Origin of the sequence: Rhizobium sp. GR12 (assembly GCF_036596185.1) — a bacterium.
GTDB lineage: Bacteria > Pseudomonadota > Alphaproteobacteria > Rhizobiales > Rhizobiaceae > Agrobacterium > Agrobacterium nepotum.
On sequence record NZ_JASXTH010000021.1, the window covers coordinates 18608 to 35821 of the forward strand.

General features: G+C 58.7%; 13 protein-coding genes. 7 read left to right on the forward strand and 6 right to left on the reverse strand.

Annotated features, from left to right (window positions below; all coding sequences use genetic code 11):
* Positions 1–13: 13 nt before the first annotated feature.
* Together QSK43_RS25420 and mcpU are read right to left on the reverse strand one after the other, a co-directional pair.
* Positions 14–493, reverse strand: a complete 480-nt coding sequence (locus tag QSK43_RS25420; protein WP_332305795.1) for a DUF2938 domain-containing protein — start codon at positions 491–493, stop codon at positions 14–16.
* A gap of 376 nt (positions 494–869) precedes the next feature.
* The gene (gene mcpU / locus QSK43_RS25425) at positions 870–2960 is read right to left on the reverse strand and encodes a methyl-accepting chemotaxis protein McpU (protein ID WP_332305796.1); all 2091 of its coding nucleotides are present in this window, start codon (positions 2958–2960) and stop codon (positions 870–872) included.
* Positions 2961–3297: 337 nt separating this feature from the next.
* On the opposite strand from mcpU, the gene QSK43_RS25430 reads away from it, so the two are divergent.
* Positions 3298–4695: an MATE family efflux transporter gene (locus tag QSK43_RS25430; RefSeq protein ID WP_332305797.1), complete on the forward strand. Its 1398-nt coding sequence runs from the start codon at positions 3298–3300 to the stop codon at positions 4693–4695.
* A 39-nt stretch (positions 4696–4734) separates the two neighbouring features.
* Here QSK43_RS25430 and carA read toward each other — a convergent pair whose 3' ends face one another.
* Positions 4735–5940 carry a glutamine-hydrolyzing carbamoyl-phosphate synthase small subunit gene (gene carA / locus QSK43_RS25435; RefSeq protein ID WP_332305798.1) on the reverse strand — a complete coding sequence of 402 codons (1206 nt, stop codon included), beginning with the start codon at positions 5938–5940 and terminating at the stop codon, positions 4735–4737.
* 338 nt (positions 5941–6278) lie between these two features.
* Here carA and QSK43_RS25440 point away from each other — a divergent pair, with 338 nt between their 5' ends.
* Positions 6279–6728 carry a GatB/YqeY domain-containing protein gene (locus QSK43_RS25440; protein WP_200893620.1) on the forward strand — a complete coding sequence of 150 codons (450 nt, stop codon included), beginning with the start codon at positions 6279–6281 and terminating at the stop codon, positions 6726–6728.
* Positions 6729–7071: 343 nt separating this feature from the next.
* On the opposite strand, the gene QSK43_RS25445 is transcribed toward QSK43_RS25440, so the two are convergent.
* Entirely contained in the window at positions 7072–7404 is a 333-nt protein-coding gene (locus tag QSK43_RS25445) for a BrnA antitoxin family protein (protein ID WP_332305799.1), read from the reverse strand.
* Positions 7367–7660, reverse strand: a complete 294-nt coding sequence (locus QSK43_RS25450; protein WP_332305800.1) for a BrnT family toxin — start codon at positions 7658–7660, stop codon at positions 7367–7369. Before QSK43_RS25450 ends, QSK43_RS25445 begins: the two co-directional genes overlap by 38 nt.
* Before the next feature lie 156 nt (positions 7661–7816).
* Between QSK43_RS25450 and dnaG the strand changes: the two genes are divergently transcribed.
* The 3 genes from dnaG (at position 7817) to QSK43_RS25465 (ending at position 13368) form a co-directional block, all read left to right on the forward strand.
* Positions 7817–9802, forward strand: a complete 1986-nt coding sequence (dnaG, locus tag QSK43_RS25455) for a DNA primase (RefSeq protein ID WP_045018937.1) — start codon at positions 7817–7819, stop codon at positions 9800–9802.
* 393 nt (positions 9803–10195) lie between these two features.
* The gene (rpoD, locus tag QSK43_RS25460; RefSeq protein ID WP_332305801.1) at positions 10196–12250 is read left to right on the forward strand and encodes an RNA polymerase sigma factor RpoD; all 2055 of its coding nucleotides are present in this window, start codon (positions 10196–10198) and stop codon (positions 12248–12250) included.
* A 197-nt stretch (positions 12251–12447) separates the two neighbouring features.
* Positions 12448–13368 (forward strand): DUF930 domain-containing protein, encoded by a 921-nt coding sequence (locus tag QSK43_RS25465; protein ID WP_332305802.1) that lies wholly within the window; start codon positions 12448–12450, stop codon positions 13366–13368.
* A gap of 45 nt (positions 13369–13413) precedes the next feature.
* On the opposite strand, the gene QSK43_RS25470 is transcribed toward QSK43_RS25465, so the two are convergent.
* Positions 13414–15966, reverse strand: a complete 2553-nt coding sequence (locus QSK43_RS25470) for an HWE histidine kinase domain-containing protein (RefSeq protein ID WP_332305803.1) — start codon at positions 15964–15966, stop codon at positions 13414–13416.
* 251 nt (positions 15967–16217) lie between these two features.
* Between QSK43_RS25470 and QSK43_RS25475 the strand changes: the two genes are divergently transcribed.
* On the forward strand, positions 16218–16643 hold the full coding sequence (locus tag QSK43_RS25475) for a secondary thiamine-phosphate synthase enzyme YjbQ (protein WP_332305804.1): 426 nt from the start codon (positions 16218–16220) through the stop codon (positions 16641–16643).
* A 149-nt stretch (positions 16644–16792) separates the two neighbouring features.
* Complete coding sequence (locus tag QSK43_RS25480) at positions 16793–17140, forward strand: hypothetical protein (RefSeq protein WP_332305805.1); 348 nt, start codon at positions 16793–16795, stop codon at positions 17138–17140.
* Positions 17141–17214: the final 74 nt, after the last annotated feature.

Genomic DNA, 17214 nt, shown 5'->3' on the forward strand with positions numbered 1-17214 from the left:
CCCCCTTTTTTGTTCAGCGCATCAGCAGCGCCACGGCATACATGCCGAGTGCGAAGACCGTGTGCGCAACAAGGTTGAGAAAGCGGACCTTGTTGGGGTTCGGCGTTTTCGATGCCGCCCAACCGATGCCAAGCCCCGGTTGCAGCAGGAACCAGCCCGCGCCGACCGTGATGATGCCGACGATCCACGGCTGGATGAAGGACGGCTCGGAAAACCACGAAGCCGGCACTATCAAAGCGAGAATGATGCCGTAGAGAATGCCGACGGCATAATGCGAAATCCAGCCGAGCGCCAGTTCATGCTCGTAAGGTGCGGCCGTGGCGATGCTGTCGTGAAATATCCTGCCCTTCGGCACATGCCAGAACCAGCGGCCGACTGGCGCCCAGTTCGGGGCGGACTGGCCGAAAAACCGGTGCAGCACGATTGCCCATATATCCATAAACACGGTGCCGCCAATGCCCATGGCAATGCCGCGCCAAATCAGTTCCAGCATAGATCCCTCCGAAAATCATGATCGATCAAGCTCTACCGGATCGAGCCGGGAGAGAGAACCGGGTATCGTTCGCGCGGCAAATAAAAATGGCCGGATAGCTCGGCCATGGGGGAGGTTGAAACCTCTCCTCCGTCATCCTCGGGCTTGACCCGAGGATCCATCTCCCGGCGCACCATGGATCCTCGGGTCAAGCCCGAGGATGACGTCGCGCGTGTAGAGACCTAGAGCACGTCCAGTTTAAACGGAATCGTTGGACGTGTTCTAGCTCTTTGTTTTTACGCATTTTCCGGACGTAAAACCGCTACGCACTTTTACTGGAAATGCTCTAGCCGATGCAGAGATGGTCGGGTCGCTCCGGCCAGCTCTGTCCTTGCTATCACGCAGCACGCCCATATTCCGCCTGCCGCCGCGTTGCCGTGGTGAGCTGGAATTGTGCGAGCAGCTCGTTGAGCGCCGCCGCTTCCGAGGCGAGGCCATGACTTGCGGCCGTCTGTTCCTCGACCATGGCGGCGTTCTGCTGGGTACCCTGGTCAATGGTGTTGATGGCGGTGTTGATTTCCTGAAGTCCGGTCGACTGCTCACGCGACGACGTCACGATGGCGCCGATGTGGCGGTTGATCTCCTGCACTTCGCGGACGATGGTTTCCAGCGCCTTGCCTGCATTGCCGACGAGATCGACACCGGATTGCACCTGCGATGTCGAGGCGTTGATCAGCGTCTTGATCGCTTTTGCTGCATTGGCGGAGCGCTGGGCAAGTTCGCGCACTTCCTGTGCGACGACGGCAAAACCCTTGCCAGCCTCACCGGCGCGGGCGGCTTCGACACCGGCGTTCAGCGCAAGCAGGTTGGTCTGGAAGGCGATTTCATCGATCACGCCGATGATGTTGCTGATCTCGGACGATGATTTTTCGATGCCTTCCATGGCGCGAACGGCGTCTTCGACGATGATGCCGGATTGTTCGGCATTGTTGCGCGTACGGTCAACCAGACGACCGACTTCTTCGGCCCGGCGGGCGGAATCCTTGACCGTCGTGGTAATTTCCTCAAGCGCTGCCGCAGTCTCTTCCACGGAGGCTGCCTGCTGCTCGGTGCGCTTGGCCAGATCGTCGGCGGACTGGCGGATTTCTCCAGCGCCGGCATCGATTGCCCGTGCATTCTGGCCAACGGTGCTCAAGGCAACGTTTAGCTTGGCGACGGAATTGTTGAAATCGTCGCGCAGGCGGTCGATGCGGGTCACGAATGGCGTCTCGATGCGGTAGTTGAGATCGCCATTCGAAAGATGCTCCAGTCCCCTGGCAAGCGAATCGACCGCGAACTGGATGTCGGCCGCGTCTTTCGCCGCCAGTCTTTCGCGGTCGTTGCGCTCCTGTTCGGAAAGTGTGCGGTTCTGTTCAGCGTCTCCTTCGAGGCGCAGGCGTTCCGTGGCGTTCGATCTGAAAACAGCGACTGCCGCGGCCATCGAGCCGATCTGATCGCTGCGTTCCTGGCCCGGAATGGCAACATTGAGATTGCCGGCGGCAAGGCCTTCCATGGCTGATGTCATCTGCGTGACGGGGCGAACGATGAAGCGGGAGAGAACGGTTGCGAGCAGGACAATCATGATCGCTGCCGCAAGAACCGTGGCGATGGTTGCCGCGAGGCGAAATTGGCCGACCGCGCTATAGGCGACGTCGGAATCGACGACGAAACCGAGATACCAGTCGACCGATGGCAGGCCGGCGACGGGAATGAAGCTGGTGATCTTGCCCTTGCCGTCGATTTCGGTTTGCAGGATTGCAGACGAAATCGCCGGCGTGTTGACCGTAAAGAGATCGGTGAGCCGCTTATCGACGAATTTCGCATCCGGATGAATGAGGATCTTGCCGTCCCTGTTGACGAGGAAGGCGTATCCGTCCTTGCCGGCATCGACCGCCTTGATCATAGCGACCAGTGAATCCAGCGAGAAATCGCTGCCTGTGACGCCCGCCAGCTTGCCGTCGATGGAAACGGGAATCGCGGCGGTGATGACGAGGCCGCCGGTCGATGCGTCGTTGTAAGGTTCGGTCAGCACCGGCTTGCCGGCCTTGACGGCGTCCAGATACCAGGGGCGCTTGCGCGGGTCATAACCTTCCGGCAGCGGCAATCTCGGAAATGTTGTGAAACTGCCATTTTCGGCGTTGCCGAAATAGGTGGACATGAATTGCGCCGTCAGCACGTCGTTCTGCAGGAAATGCACCTTGGCGTCGTCTTCGGGAAGTTTGGCGAGTGTCTTTGCAACCGTGTCGGTCAGCATGATGCGGCCGTTCAGCCAGTTGGCGATGCTTTGGGCGGCCTGTTTGCCGGAAGAATCGATGTTTTCCGCCACGGCTTCCGTTGTCACCCGGTGCTGGAGACTGTCGATGTAGAAAGAAAAGCCTGCAAAGGCGGCGACGACAAGCGATGACGCCGCAAACAGGATGCGCGTCATGAGATTGGTTTTTTTGGGCAAGCTACACGTCCTTGGACCAGATGCGCCGGTTCGGCTCATCTTGAAAAATGATGGGAAAGACATGCCTCAATGGCGGGTATATTCTGCATCATGCAGCTTACGGTTTGAAAGAACTACGCGATATTCTAATAGGTAAAGGGAAATGGTAAAATTCGGCTAAATTTGTTTGATGTCCTGCCATTTCAGCCGATCTAGAGCCGATGCCGGGCAGGATTGTCGTTCTGCGCAAATTTTGATCATTGATCTGCAAAGGTTGCGTGCAGGAAGGGAATATTTTATTCATCACCTGCTGCCGTTGCGCAATTCGCGGCAATGGCCAAGATTCAGGTGAATTACAATGTCTTCGTCGATTGTTGCAGAAACCGTTCCCTCCGGGTCGGGGTCGTGGTTTTCGCATTTTCGGGCTACGCTTGCGCTGGGCATCCCGCTGGTGGGTGCGCAGCTCGCACAGCTTGGTATACACACCACGGATATGGTCATCGTCGGCCAGCTGGGGGCTGAAAAGCTGGCAGCCATGGTGCTGGCCGGGCAGTTCTTTTTCGTCGTCTTCATTTTCGGCTCGGGATTTTCCGTGGCCGTGGTGCCGATGGTGGCGCAGGCCTACGGGCAAGGGGATGCGACGGCCGCCCGCCGCTCGTTGCGCATGGGCATGTGGGTGGCGATCGCCTACTGGCTGCTCACCTTGCCGATATTCTTCAATGCAGAGCGCATTCTGATTTATCTCGGGCAAAACCCCGATGTAGCGGCGCTGACCGGCCATTATCTCGCCATCGCCAAGTTCGGCTTGCTGCCGGCGCTGCTTTTTTACGTGCTGCGCGGGCTGGTCAGCGCCATCGGCCGTGCGGGCATCATTCTCTATGTCACCATCATCATGCTGGTGATGAACGGTTTGATGGCTTACGCGCTGGTGCTGGGGCATATGGGACTGCCGGCGATGGGCATGAACGGTGCGGCCGTGGTTGCCGTCATCGTCAACGCCTTCAGTTTTATCTTCATCGTCGCTTATGTGCAGACGCGTGAGGAAACCAAGAAATATGAACTGTTCGTGCGCTTCTGGCGGCCGGACTGGCATGCGCTTTGGGACGTGCTGCGCCTTGGCCTGCCGATCGGCATCACCATTCTTGCGGAAGTGACGCTGTTTGCCGCCGCTTCGATCCTGATGGGTCAGATCGGCACCGTGCAACTGGCGGCGCATGGCATTGCGCTACAGCTTGCCTCCATCGCCTTCATGATTCCGCTCGGCCTGGCCCAGGCGGCAACCGTTCGCGTGGGAATAGCGCGCGGTCAGGGCGATTTCAAAAACCTCGTTCGCGCCGCTATCATGATCTATGTGATTGCATGCGGCATCGCCATTTGCGGCGGCATCCTGTTTGCGGCCTTCCCAGAATTTCTGGCGAAATGGTTTCTTGACGCAAAATTGCCGGAAGCGGCGGAAGTGCTTGCCTATGCCAGCAGCCTGGTGGTGATCGCCGGTATTTTCCAGCTTGTCGATGGTATTCAGGCCGTGACGGCAGGCTTGCTGCGCGGGCTGAAGGATGCGCGCATTCCAGCGATACTGGCCCTTATTTCCTATTGGCCGATCGGGCTGGCGCTTGCCTGGACCATGGCCTTTCCGCTCGGTTATGGCGGGCGCGGTGTGTGGTTCGGCTTCGTGATCGGCCTTTCGACGGCAGCCGTTCTGCTGACCGTGCGCTTCGTCCTTCTGGTGAAGCGCGAAATGAAAACGGCCCGCTAAAAAGCGGGCCGCATATTCTTCCTGATTGTCCGAAGGTTATCAGCGCTCGGCGAGCGCTGCCTCACCTTGTCTCTCGCGCAGGAGGTTAACGAAGCGGCGGAAGAGATAGTGGCTGTCCTGCGGGCCGGGCGATGCTTCCGGATGGTGCTGGACGGAGAAGACCGGCTTGCCCGTGATGCGCAGGCCGCAATTGGTGCCGTCGAACAGCGATGTGTGGGTTTCCTCGACACCATCAGGCAGCGACTTGGCGTCGACAGCAAAACCGTGGTTCATGGATACGATTTCCACCTTGCCGGTGGTGAAGTCCTTGACCGGATGGTTGGCACCGTGGTGGCCCTGATGCATCTTTTCAGTCTTGGCGCCGACGGCGAGGCCGAGCATCTGGTGGCCGAGGCAGATGCCGAAGATCGGCAGATCGCTTGCGATGAGGTTCTGGATGACCGGCACGGCATATTCGCCTGTCGCCGCCGGGTCTCCCGGACCGTTGGACAGGAACACGCCGTCCGGCTTCAACGCCAGGATGTCTTCGGCCGATGTCTGGGCCGGAACCACGGTGACCTTGCAGTCAAGACCGGCGAAGAGGCGCAGGATGTTGCGCTTGACGCCGAAATCCACGCAGACGACATGGTATTTGGTGTCAACTTCACTGAGCGTGCCATAACCCTCGTTCCATACCCACGGCGTTTCCGTCCAGGTGGAGGATTGCCCGGATGTGGCTTCGATGGCGAGGTCGAGGCCGACGAGACCGCTCCATGCCTTTGCTTCCGCCTTCAGCGCCTCGATATCGAACACGCCGTTCGGATCATGCGCGATCACCGCGTTCGGCGCGCCGTTTTCGCGGATCCATGCCGTCAGCGCGCGCGTGTCGATGCCGCAAAGGCCGATGACGCCGCGGGTCTTCAGCCAGGTGTCCAGATGTTTGGCGGCGCGGAAGTTCGATGGCTCGGTAATATCAGCCTTGAAGATGACGCCGACCGCGCCGCGCCGGGCGGCGGGCGTCAGGTCTTCGATATCTTCCTCATTGGTGCCGACATTGCCGATGTGCGGGAAGGTGAAGGTGACGATCTGGCCGAGATAGGACGGATCGGTCAGGATTTCTTCATAACCGGTCAGCGCGGTGTTGAAGCAGACTTCGGCCTGTACCTTGCCGGTTGCGCCGATACCTGTTCCCTCGATCACTGTGCCATCGGCAAGAACAAGCATTGCGGTCGGTTTGCGGGTAGTCCAGGGCGCTGTCTCGGTCATCTCGTTCCGTTTCTGCCGCTTCGCACCCCGCCTCTTGAAAGGCAGGGGGAGAGGGGCCATTTTTTGTGCAGGCTTCGTGACATAAAGGGGCGCGCGATAAACTCGCGTTCCGACCCTTCGTTAAAATCTCGTGCAGGTGCCGGAAAATAACGAAAGCTGCTTAAACGGTCAACCGCAGGCTCAAGATTTACGCGGAATTAAACCTTCGCACATTCAAGGGCTTATGCATTTGATTTGCTTGAGCGGGTTTGCTCGGTTATGTCGTTTCGAAAAATAAGGTGGAAAGTTTCCCTGTAGATATGCTGCGGAATGCACTTTCCCAAGGAGAAGAAAAAATGATGCGCGACACGTTCGCTAATACTCTGAAAGACGCGCTGAAGGCTCGCGATACCCGACGCACATCGACCGTGCGTCTGATCCAGGCAGCCATAAAGGACCGCGATATCGCCAATCGCGGCGTGGGCAAGGACCCCGTCAGCGACGACGAAATCATGCAGATCCTGACCAAGATGGTGAAGCAGCGGGAGGAGTCCGCCACCATCTACGAAGGTGCCGGCCGTCCCGAGCTTGCCGCGCAGGAGCGCGAGGAAATCGTCATCATCAAGGAATTCATGCCGGAAGAGATTCCGGCCGAGAAAGTGCGTGAACTGTGTCAGGTCGTCATCACCGAAACCGGCGCCTCCGGCCTGCGCGACATGGGCAAGTGCATGAATGCGCTGAAAGAACGCTATCCCGGCCAGATCGATTTCGCGAAGGCCTCCGGCGTCGTCAAGGATTTGCTGAAGTAAGGGCTTGCTGGAGCAGGCTTCTGCCGTTCAGAAAAAGTAAAGGCAGGGTAGCCATGGCTACCCTGCCTTTTTGCTGCCGACGAAGGTGCATTTCGGCGGATCAAAATGCGGTCCCGCGCAGGCTTTTTTCGGGGGACGTGCCTGCGGGCGTCAGCAGCTTTATGGGAATGCTCAAGCGCTGCCTTTAAATATGTTTTATATCGCCGCGACGGGTGGCTCAAATTACAAAAACATAATTTTTAGTGATGCTGCGCTGCCATAAATTTGCCCTAAGCGGGCGGCAGCAGGCGATCTGCGGCCTTCTGCGCTTTTGCCGAAAGCGGTCGCCAATCGTTCCGGGCCTTTAACCTTGCCGCTTCTTCTGCTGTTCATGCACATAATGACGCAGAACGGCATTCATGCGCGTCTGATAGCCTTTGCCGGTGGATTTGAAGAAGTCCACGACATCCTGGTCGACGCGGATGGAGATGGATTTTTTCGCCGTGGGGAAAACCACTTCGGCCTTCGACCAGTCGATATCGTCAAAACCGGCCCAGTCCGGATCGTCGCGCATGGCGCGTTCGATATCTTCGTCGGTCATGGCATCGACACGCGCCCAGTCGGTGCGGTCTTCGCCCTTGGCGATCTTCTCTCTGATCTCATCCAGAGAATATCTGACGATACGCTGCTCGCTCATTTTTCCTCGTCGCCCGTGCTGATATGATCCGACAAACTTCTCCGCGCGTCGTATAAACGATTGCGATCAGATCGTCTGTTTCCGGGCATATCGCCAGAATGCGACTCTCTCCGTTTTGATCGGACCGTCTTTCCAGATGTGGCTGTGAAAGTGCCCTTGCCGCTCTCGGAAAGTCGATGCCGTGCTTCTCGATATTAATCAGACGTTTGTTTTCATCCCATTCGAAAGAGATGAATTCTCTCGTTACCAGTGCCATGCCTCACCTTCCAGGCACTCGAACACTGAATGTGTATATTCATCTGTATATACACCAATGTCAACGCACCTGTGAATATCGGGTATTGTTTGCTGAGTGTTTTGTATTGCGGCTTTTATGCGCTTATATGAAAGACTGGCCTCGAACAGGTAACCCATGCGCTTTTCCAATTCTTTTCTCGATGAGATACGCGACCGCGTGAACATCTCCGATGTGATCGGCCGACGTGTGTCCTGGGACAAGAAGAAGACCAACACGCCGCGGGGCGATTATTGGGCCTGCTGCCCGTTTCATGGGGAAAAAAGCCCGAGTTTCCATTGCGAGGACCGCAAGGGGCGATATCATTGTTTCGGCTGCGGTGTTTCCGGCGATCATTTCCGGTTTCTGACCGACCTCGAGGGCTTGAGTTTCCCCGAAGCGGTACAGCAGATCGCCGACATGGCCGGCATTTCCATGCCGCAGCCCGATCCGCAGGCCGAAAAGCGCGAACGCGAGCGTACGTCGCTTCAGGACGTCATGGAAATGGCGACGCTGTTTTTTCAGGATCAGTTGCAGACGGCGCTTGGCGCGCGGGCGCGGGCCTATCTGCGCGATCGCGGACTGACAGGTCGCACCATCGAGACGTTCAGGCTCGGTTTTGCGCCTGATAGCCGCAATGCGCTGAAGGAGCATCTGGCGAGCAAGGGTGTGGCGCGCGAACAGATGGAAGCCTGCGGACTGGTGGTTCATGAAAACGTGCCGGTCTCCTATGACCGCTTCCGCGACCGCATCATGTTCCCCATCCTGTCGTCGCGCGAAAAGGTGATTGCTTTCGGTGGCCGCGCCATGGCGGCGGATGCCGTGGCCAAATATCTGAACTCCAACGAGACCGAGCTTTTCCACAAAGGCAACGTTCTTTACAATTTCGCCCGCGCGCGCCGGGCCTCGCAGGCTTCCGGCGGCACCGTCATCGCCGTCGAAGGTTACATGGATGTCATCGCGCTCTATCAGGCGGGTGTCGAGAATGTGGTGGCGCCGCTCGGTACGGCGCTGACGGAAAGCCAGCTCGATCTCCTATGGAAAATGTCGCCGCAGCCGGTTCTCTGCTTTGATGGCGATGGTGCTGGCATTCGCGCCGCCAACCGCGCGGCGGATCTGGCTCTGCCGCATATCAAGCCGGATCGCTCCGTCAGCTTTGCGCTTTTGCCTGACGGAAAGGACCCTGATGATCTCGTGCGGCTGGAGGGGCGCGCGCCGTTCGACCGGGTGCTGTCCGAGGCAAAGCCGCTGGCCGCGATGATCTGGAGCCGCGAGACGTCGTCGGTTACGTTCGATACGCCTGAAAAGCGCGCCCAGCTTGAAAGCCGCCTGCGGCAGATCGTTGCCGTGATCGGCGACGAGGCGGTGCGACGTTTTTACCAGCAGGATGTGCGCGACAGGCTGAATGCCTTCTTCCAGCCGCGTTTTCAGCAAAGCGGATCGCAGGGCGGAAATTTCCGCCGCGATGGCCAGCAGGGGAACGGGCGCGGGTTCCAGCGAAACGCTCCCGGACGGGGCGGGGCGATGACCGCGCCGACCAGCAGCATCTCCGACCGGCTGACGCAGTCCGGTCTGGTCAGGGGACATCAGACCAAACCTTCGCTAAGGGAAAGCGTTCTCGCCATCACCATCGTCAACCACCCTGAACTGTTGCTCGAGGAATATGACGAAATCGCCGCGATCGATTACGAGAACCGCGACTTGCAGCGCCTGTGGTCGACGGTGCTGACCTTTGCGGCGGAAAGTGCAGCGGACATATCGCGGGCAGGCCTGATCGAGCGCCTGTCGCTGCAGGGTTTCGAGGTGCTTTTGAAAACCATGGACCAGCAGGTGCGCAATGCGCGCCTGTGGACGGCCACCGAACAGGCGGCGCTGGAAGATGCGCGCGAGGGATATGTGCAGGCGCTTTCCTTGCATAAAAGGACGAAATCGCTGCTCTGGCAGAAGCGGGAGCTGGAACGGGAAATCGGCGAGGCGACCGATGACGAGCGCGGCACGCTTCTGGTGCGGGCGCTGGCCGAGGTTCAGCTGGAAATCGGCCGTATGGAAAATCAGGAGGCGATCATCGATGGTTTCGGGGTCATGTCCGGCCGTGTGAAGGGACCGGCCTTCGGTCACGGCTAAGTGCTGCAGGCAAGAATTGAAAGACGTGTGGGGTTGCCTTTTGCGGCAGGCGACCTAAATAGGGGAGTAGTCTGGTGATAACCCGCAAAATGCGGCCTTTTTTAAGAATTTCCGTGGCTGTCTCGCCCTCAAAGGCTTGACGGGGCGGGAAATAGCGGGAATCACCATTTCAGGAATAGTAAAGTGGAATGAGCCTTGGCGGATAGAAATTGCATGAGCAAGCATTTCCGGGTGCACTGTCTTTGCATTCTATCTGAGGCTGCCGTGGTTAATCGGCAATTAAAGATCACTCCGTTAGGTGTCTGACAGTGATTCGCTGATCAGCCGGATGCTCGAAAGGCGGACGGCGATGCGGCGGAACAGGTGTTAGCGTCAGGGAAAGCGACGAGATAGATGGCAACCAAAGTCAAAGAAAACGAAGAAGCAGAAAACGAACGCGACGGTGCGACGGACGGTCCGCTTCTCGATCTTTCGGATGACGCGGTCAAAAAGATGATCAAGGCCGCCAAGAAGCGCGGCTATGTGACGATGGACGAGCTGAATTCCGTCCTGCCGTCCGAAGAGGTGACCTCCGAGCAGATCGAAGACACGATGGCGATGCTGTCCGATATGGGCATCAACGTTATCGAGGACGAGGATGCCGAGGAAGCGCCGAGCGAAGCCGAAAGCGACGATTCCGATAATGAAGAGTCCGAAGGCGGCGAACTGGCACCTTCCAGCGGCACCGCGCTTGCGACCGCGAAGAAGAAAGAGCCGACCGACCGCACCGACGATCCCGTGCGCATGTATCTGCGCGAAATGGGTTCCGTAGAGCTTCTGTCGCGCGAAGGCGAAATCGCCATCGCCAAGCGCATCGAGGCCGGCCGCGAAACGATGATTTCGGGCCTTTGCGAAAGCCCGCTGACGTTCCAGGCGCTGATCATCTGGCGCGACGAACTGAACGAAGGCACGACGCTGCTGCGCGAGATCATCGATCTCGAAACCACCTATTCCGGTCCGGAAGCCAAGGCTGCGCCGCAGTTCCAGAGCCCGGAAAAGATCGAGGCTGACCGCAAGGCCGCCGAAGAGAAGGAAAAGACCCGCAGGCTGCGTGCGCCGACCGGTGACGAAGATGTGACTGACGTGGGCGGCGATGGCCTTCCGCCGGAAGAGGAAGAAGAGGACGACGACGAGTCCAATCTTTCGCTTGCCGCGATGGAAGCCGAACTGCGCCCGCAGGTCATGGAAACGCTTGATACCATTGCCGACACCTACAAGAAGCTGCGCAAGCTTCAGGACCAGCAGGTCGAGGCTCGCCTTGCCTGCACGGGAACCCTGTCTTCCGGTCAGGAGCGTCGCTACAAGGATCTCAAGGACCAGTTGATCACGGCTGTGAAGTCGCTGTCGCTGAACCAGAACCGTGTCGACAGCCTTGTCGAGCAGCTTTATGATATTTCCAAGCGTCTGATGCAGAACGAAGGCCGGCTGCTGCGCCTTGCCGAATCCTACGGCGTCAAGCGCGACAGCTTCCTCGAGCAGTATCACGGTGCTGAACTCGATCCGAACTGGATGAAGTCGATTGCCAATCTGGCCGCGCGCGGCTGGAAGGAATTCGCGCGCGAGGAAAGCAACACGATCCGCGAGATCCGTCAGGAAATCCAGAATCTCTCGACGGAAACGGGCATTTCGATTGCTGAATTCCGCCGCATCGTTTCCATGGTGCAGAAGGGTGAGCGCGAAGCGCGTATCGCCAAGAAGGAAATGGTCGAGGCCAACCTGCGTCTCGTGATTTCCATCGCCAAAAAGTACACCAATCGTGGCCTGCAATTCCTCGATCTCATTCAGGAAGGCAATATCGGCCTGATGAAGGCGGTGGATAAGTTCGAATATCGCCGCGGTTACAAGTTCTCGACCTATGCGACCTGGTGGATCAGACAGGCGATCACCCGTTCGATCGCCGACCAGGCGCGCACGATCCGTATTCCGGTGCACATGATCGAGACGATCAACAAGATCGTTCGCACCTCGCGTCAGATGCTGCACGAGATCGGCCGCGAGCCGACCCCGGAGGAGCTGGCGGAAAAGCTGGCCATGCCGCTTGAAAAGGTGCGCAAGGTTCTGAAAATCGCCAAGGAGCCGATTTCGCTCGAAACCCCTGTGGGTGACGAAGAGGATTCGCATCTCGGCGACTTCATCGAGGACAAGAACGCCCTGCTGCCGATCGATGCGGCCATTCAGGCGAACCTGCGCGAGACGACGACCCGTGTGCTGGCGTCGCTGACGCCGCGCGAGGAGCGCGTTCTGCGCATGCGTTTCGGCATCGGCATGAACACCGATCATACGCTGGAAGAGGTCGGCCAGCAGTTTTCGGTGACGCGCGAACGTATCCGCCAGATCGAGGCGAAGGCGCTGCGCAAGCTGAAACATCCGAGCCGCTCCAGAAAGCTCAGAAGCTTCCTCGACAGCTAAGCTTTCCGCTTCCTTGAAAATTGAACCCGGTCAGTCACCTCTGGCCGGGTTTTTTGTTTCGCGCACTGGCGATCTCTGCGACAAGCCTTATGTGTGAAAATAAAGCATTCCGCTTTTACCGGGAATGCTCAGGTTCGATCTGGTTCGATGACATGCAACAGGTTTCAGCAAGCAGATGGCGTGGGAAGGGATGGGCTGTGCCCATCTCCGTGCTGCTGCATCTGGCTGTTGTCGCGATCTTTCTTTTCGAGCTGCCCAAAGGGATAGCCGAACCGCAGGAGCCGGAAAGCATCAGCGTCGATCTGGTGCCGCCGCCCGAGGAGAAGAAGGCGGAAGAGCAAAAGCCGCCCGCCGCAGAGGAGGCGAAAGAGGAAAAGCCGCAACCTCCACCGCCGCCACCACCACCCCCGGCGGAAGAAGCAAATCCTTCGCCGCCTATGCCGGCGACGCTGCCGGCTATCGCCATGAGGCCGGAGGAGACGCAGGCGGACCCCGAGGACAAACCGGGAAAGGCGGAGGAAGCGGAAAAGACAGAGCCTTCCAAGGAGCCAGAAAGCCAGCCCGAGAAGACCGCTGAGGATAAACCCGCGCCGGCCGCCGCCAATAGCGACCTCCAGGCTTCCGCCGAACAAGGGGAAATTGCGGTCTCACCCGTCAAGGAGGAGATTGAGCCGGAAAAGGCAGCGGTGCCGCAGGCCAAGCCGGCTGATGAAAAACCTGCCGAAGTGGCTAAAGAGAAGCCCGCGAAGCTTCCCGCCGCCAAGCAATTGTTATCTTCGTCGCTGCTGTCTCCGGCCCAGAGACGCCAGATGTTCGGCGATCTGCCGCCGCGTCGCCGTGTCGTGCAGCTTTGCAGTACGGAAGCTCTGGCGCAAATTCAGGGTGCGGGATTTGCTGCCCGTGGCATGATACCCTATTCGGACACCGGGGGCAGGATTTCCGGTAGCTCGATCGACGCTTCCGGCGGCGCATTCAACATCGGCAATACCTGGCACGATGTCTCGTTCCAGTGCGAAGTCGATCTGGATAATTACGCGGTGACGGAGTTCCGGTTTAAAATCGGCAATGCCCTAACCCCGGATGAGGCGAAAAAGCGGGGCTTCACGCGATTTCAATGAGGATGGCGTCGAGTTTGGGGAAGTCCAGTTTTCCTGAAGGACGTTCTACGCCCTCTCTCTGTCGCCCACCAAGAGCCCAATACCCGCCATCAGCGCATCCTCGTCGTAAGGCTTCCTGATAATCGGTACGTTGCCGAATTCGTCTGGCACCATGCTGGCATCGGCATAGCCGGTGGCGAAGAGGAAGGGGATGCCGCGGCGGTGAAGCTCGCGTGCGACCGCGATGGAGGTGTCGGAACCGAGATTGATGTCGAGGATAGCCACATCCGGCACGTAGCTCTTCAGCTTTTCGATGGCCATTGCCGAAGATGTCGCGGTTTCGATCGTCTTGATGCCGTTGTCCTCCAGCATGTTCTCGACATCCATCGCAATCAGCATCTGGTCTTCGACGAGCAGTATTTTCAACGATTCCTCCCCGTTGGAACGCCTGGGCTGCTGCACGGCTTCATCCTCGGTTTTCGTGCCGGAGGCTATCATTGCCGCTGAGATATGGCGGGAGGGCAGGAGCATTTCTGCCTCCAGGCCATCCGGCAAATATCGCATGGTGCTGCGTCCGCCCAGATCGTAAGGGATGCTGCGGCTGATGAGCGCCGTGCCGAAACCGGCGCGTGACGGTGTGGGCAGTCTGATGGGCAGAATTTCCCGCCACCGCATTTCGCAATCGCGGTTCTCGTTGATTTCCCAGCGCACCTGCAATTGTCCGCCGGTTTGCGAAAGCGCGCCGTATTTTGCCGCGTTCGTCGCCAGCTCATGCAAGACCAGAGCCATGACGGAGAAAGCGCGCGAATCGAGCGTCACCTGTGGTCCGGCAAGATCGACGATCGTCTCGGGCGAGCGATGCGGTGACAGCTCGGCATCCAGCAGATCGCGCAGCGCCCCGCCGCCTTCACCGCGAATGATCTGGTCATGGGCAAAGGACAATGCCTGAATACGGCCCTTCAGCGCGGTGACGTATTCCTGCAGGGTTTTGCCCTCCTGCGAGGGCGTGCCGACCAGCGATTTGATGATGGCGAGAACATTCTTGACGCGGTGGTTGAGTTCCTCGTTCAGCATGCGCTGGCGCACTTCCGCGCGCTCCCTTTCGCCGGCCATCAGCTCGCTGTGATGGAATGCGACCTCGACCAGCGCTATTCTGGCCGCTTCGGCGATTTCCCGGTCCGCTTCGGACCATGGCTGCGCCTGAAGGCGGACGGTTTCCTTCCAGATCGCAAAGCTCTTGCGCGGGGTGAGGCGATCGCCCAGCGAGCCGGTCGCGTAGGATTTTTCCGGATTTCCGGCCCAGTTCAGATTTTGCACGATCTCCCTTCGGAAAAACAGCAGATAGTCGTTCTTGACCTGCGACAGCGGAATGGCGAGCATTCCGGCTGCGGTACCGGCATAGATTTCCGCTTCGGGTATGGCTTGCGAGATGGCATGGGTGGCCCAGACCTTTCCTTCGCTGGCCGAGGCGACGAAGCGCGCCAGCCTTGGAATGGCGTCTGGCGGCGGGGTTGCGCCGTGGCCGTGCCAGTTGTTTCCGACCCAGAGCCCGACGCCGTCGCATGGCATGAGCTCGGCAAAATCCTGGAAACTGTCGATCAGCAGTTCCCCTATGTTGTTGTGATGGGCAGCGAGGCGCAGAAAGCGATCGAGAGCGGCATGGGCGTGACTGACGGTATCGAACCGGCGCTTCTGCTTGAGGACCTGCAAATGCATGGAGAAAAACTCGCCGAACATTTCGGCGGCGATCCTCACCGGCATCGTCAGAACGCGTGGCGAATAATGGTGGCAGGCGATGAGGCCCCACAAGGCGCCATCGACGATCACCGAAATCGACATGGAGGCTGCGACGCCCATGTTGCGAAGATATTCGCAGTGGATGGGCGAGACGCTGCGCAAATGCGCGAACGAGAGATCGAGCGGTTCGCCCGATGCATCGATGGCGGGCAGCACGGGAACCCGCGCGCCGCTGGCATCGGAGATGATGCGCAGCGTGTTCCTGAGATAGAGCGCACGGGCCTGCTGGGGTATGTCGCCCGCTGGAAAATATTGCCCGAGAAAGCTTTCCAGCTCCGGCTGCTTTGCCTCCGACACGACCTTGCCGGCCCCGTCTTCCTCGAAACGGTAGATCATCACCCGGTCATAACCCAGGGTCGCTTTTACCAGCCGGGTCGTTCTCGATATCAGACTTTCGACACTGTCGGCCTCGCGGATGCGATCCACCATCTTGCGTGCGGTGCCGAGCGGCTGCATCTCGCTTTGTGACGGTTCGAATTCGATGATCGTTGTCGCCTTGTAGCGGTGGAGCGAAATATCGAAGCTGCGGCCGTCGCCCATTTCCGTGGCGGGCAGCATGGCGGGGCGCGCGGTTCTGCCGGTTACGGTGAGCGCGTTGCGAAGTTCGTGGACAAGGTTTTTACCGAGCACCTCTTCGGCGGTCCTGCCGTTGATATCGCCATCGAATCCCAAAAGGTCACGACAGTTTTCCGAATGCCGCAGGATCATGCGCATGGCGTTGTCACAGGCGATCAGGCAACCATGCGGCTGAATATAACCTGGGATGTGGATGGGTTCGCGGTCGCAATTGGTAAGATCGACAGGATAGTCAGTGGATGCCATGAATCAGTCTTTCGCACCCTGTATCTGTCTTGCGCTGAAAATATCCTGTTCGTCCCGAGACGGAAAAGCCTGAATAATTCATTCTGGTATTGCCAACCCTTCCCCGTTTTCTGCAACCGTGACGCCGGTTTTCCGTTCTGTTACAGCCCGCCGTCATGTGGTCCCCGTACCCCTTTTGTCATCGGGTATAATTGAACATCGTACAACGTTGGCAACCGCCAATTTGTTCCGAATTATCTGAAGGAAAAAATGTGCCGCAGAAGAAAATGACCATCACCACCGCCCAGGGGCAAGGCCTTTACGAGTTCACGTCCGAGGCCGAGCGTTTTGTGACGGAAGCGGATATCGACGAAGGCCTGCTGACCGTCTTCGTCAGGCACACATCCTGCTCCCTGCTTATTCAGGAAAATGCCGATCCGGATGTCAGGCGCGATCTGACGACATTTTTTTCCCGCCTCGTGCCGCCTTCGGATGACGCCTCCATGCGCTGGATCGTCCACACACTCGAAGGTCCTGATGATATGCCCGCCCACATCAAATCGGCCCTGACGGCAGTTTCCATCGGGGTGCCGATCAGTGGGGGCAGGCTCGTTCTCGGCACATGGCAGGGCCTTTATCTTTTCGAACACCGCGATCGGCCGCACCGCCGCGACGTCGTTCTGCATATTTCCCCCTGATTCCTGTCAAAAGCCGCGCGTTTTCCTGTTAATATCCATGAACGTCTGCTGAACATGCGGTTCTGCCCGCGTTCAGGCGGACGGGTCTAGGGTCTCGTCAATCGCCGGGGGACGTTCCCTGTCGGCGAAGAACAAACGGAGTGAGCTCGATGTTCAGCACTTTTGCAAAAGCCGGCCTGGCGGCCCTCATTGCCCTCGGCGGAATTTCCGCCACCGCTCCAGCTGCTTCGGCTGGCTCGGATGTTCAGTTCAGAGTTCAGGTTCAGGATGGATACGGCCATGACAGAGGTCGCGGTCCGGGTTGGGGCCGTCCTGATCGCCCGCGTTACGGTTGTTCGCCGCAGTTTGCGGAAGAAAAGGCAAGCCGCATGGGTCTTCGCCGCGCTCGCGTTGTCGACGTATCGCCGCGCCGCGTCGTGGTTGCAGGCTTCGACCGTCGCGGCCGTGACCGCGTCGTCTTCGCCAATGAGCGTGGTTGCCCGGTAATCCGCCGCTAAAACGGCCGATATTGATCCGCCGAAATCCCCCGCCCTTTGGGTGGATCAAAAAAACGCCCCTCCCTGTCCGGAAT

Coding starts and splice junctions, on each gene's coding strand:
- QSK43_RS25445 (WP_332305799.1), bottom strand. CDS start 7,404: ATGAGCGAGCAGCGTATCGTCAGATATTCTCTGGATGAGATCAGAGAG.
- rpoD (WP_332305801.1), top strand. CDS start 10,196: ATGGCAACCAAAGTCAAAGAAAACGAAGAAGCAGAAAACGAACGCGAC.
- carA (WP_332305798.1), bottom strand. CDS start 5,940: ATGACCGAGACAGCGCCCTGGACTACCCGCAAACCGACCGCAATGCTT.
- dnaG (WP_045018937.1), top strand. CDS start 7,817: ATGCGCTTTTCCAATTCTTTTCTCGATGAGATACGCGACCGCGTGAAC.
- QSK43_RS25450 (WP_332305800.1), bottom strand. CDS start 7,660: ATGGCACTGGTAACGAGAGAATTCATCTCTTTCGAATGGGATGAAAAC.
- QSK43_RS25420 (WP_332305795.1), bottom strand. CDS start 493: ATGCTGGAACTGATTTGGCGCGGCATTGCCATGGGCATTGGCGGCACC.
- QSK43_RS25430 (WP_332305797.1), top strand. CDS start 3,298: ATGTCTTCGTCGATTGTTGCAGAAACCGTTCCCTCCGGGTCGGGGTCG.
- QSK43_RS25440 (WP_200893620.1), top strand. CDS start 6,279: ATGCGCGACACGTTCGCTAATACTCTGAAAGACGCGCTGAAGGCTCGC.
- QSK43_RS25480 (WP_332305805.1), top strand. CDS start 16,793: ATGTTCAGCACTTTTGCAAAAGCCGGCCTGGCGGCCCTCATTGCCCTC.
- QSK43_RS25470 (WP_332305803.1), bottom strand. CDS start 15,966: ATGGCATCCACTGACTATCCTGTCGATCTTACCAATTGCGACCGCGAA.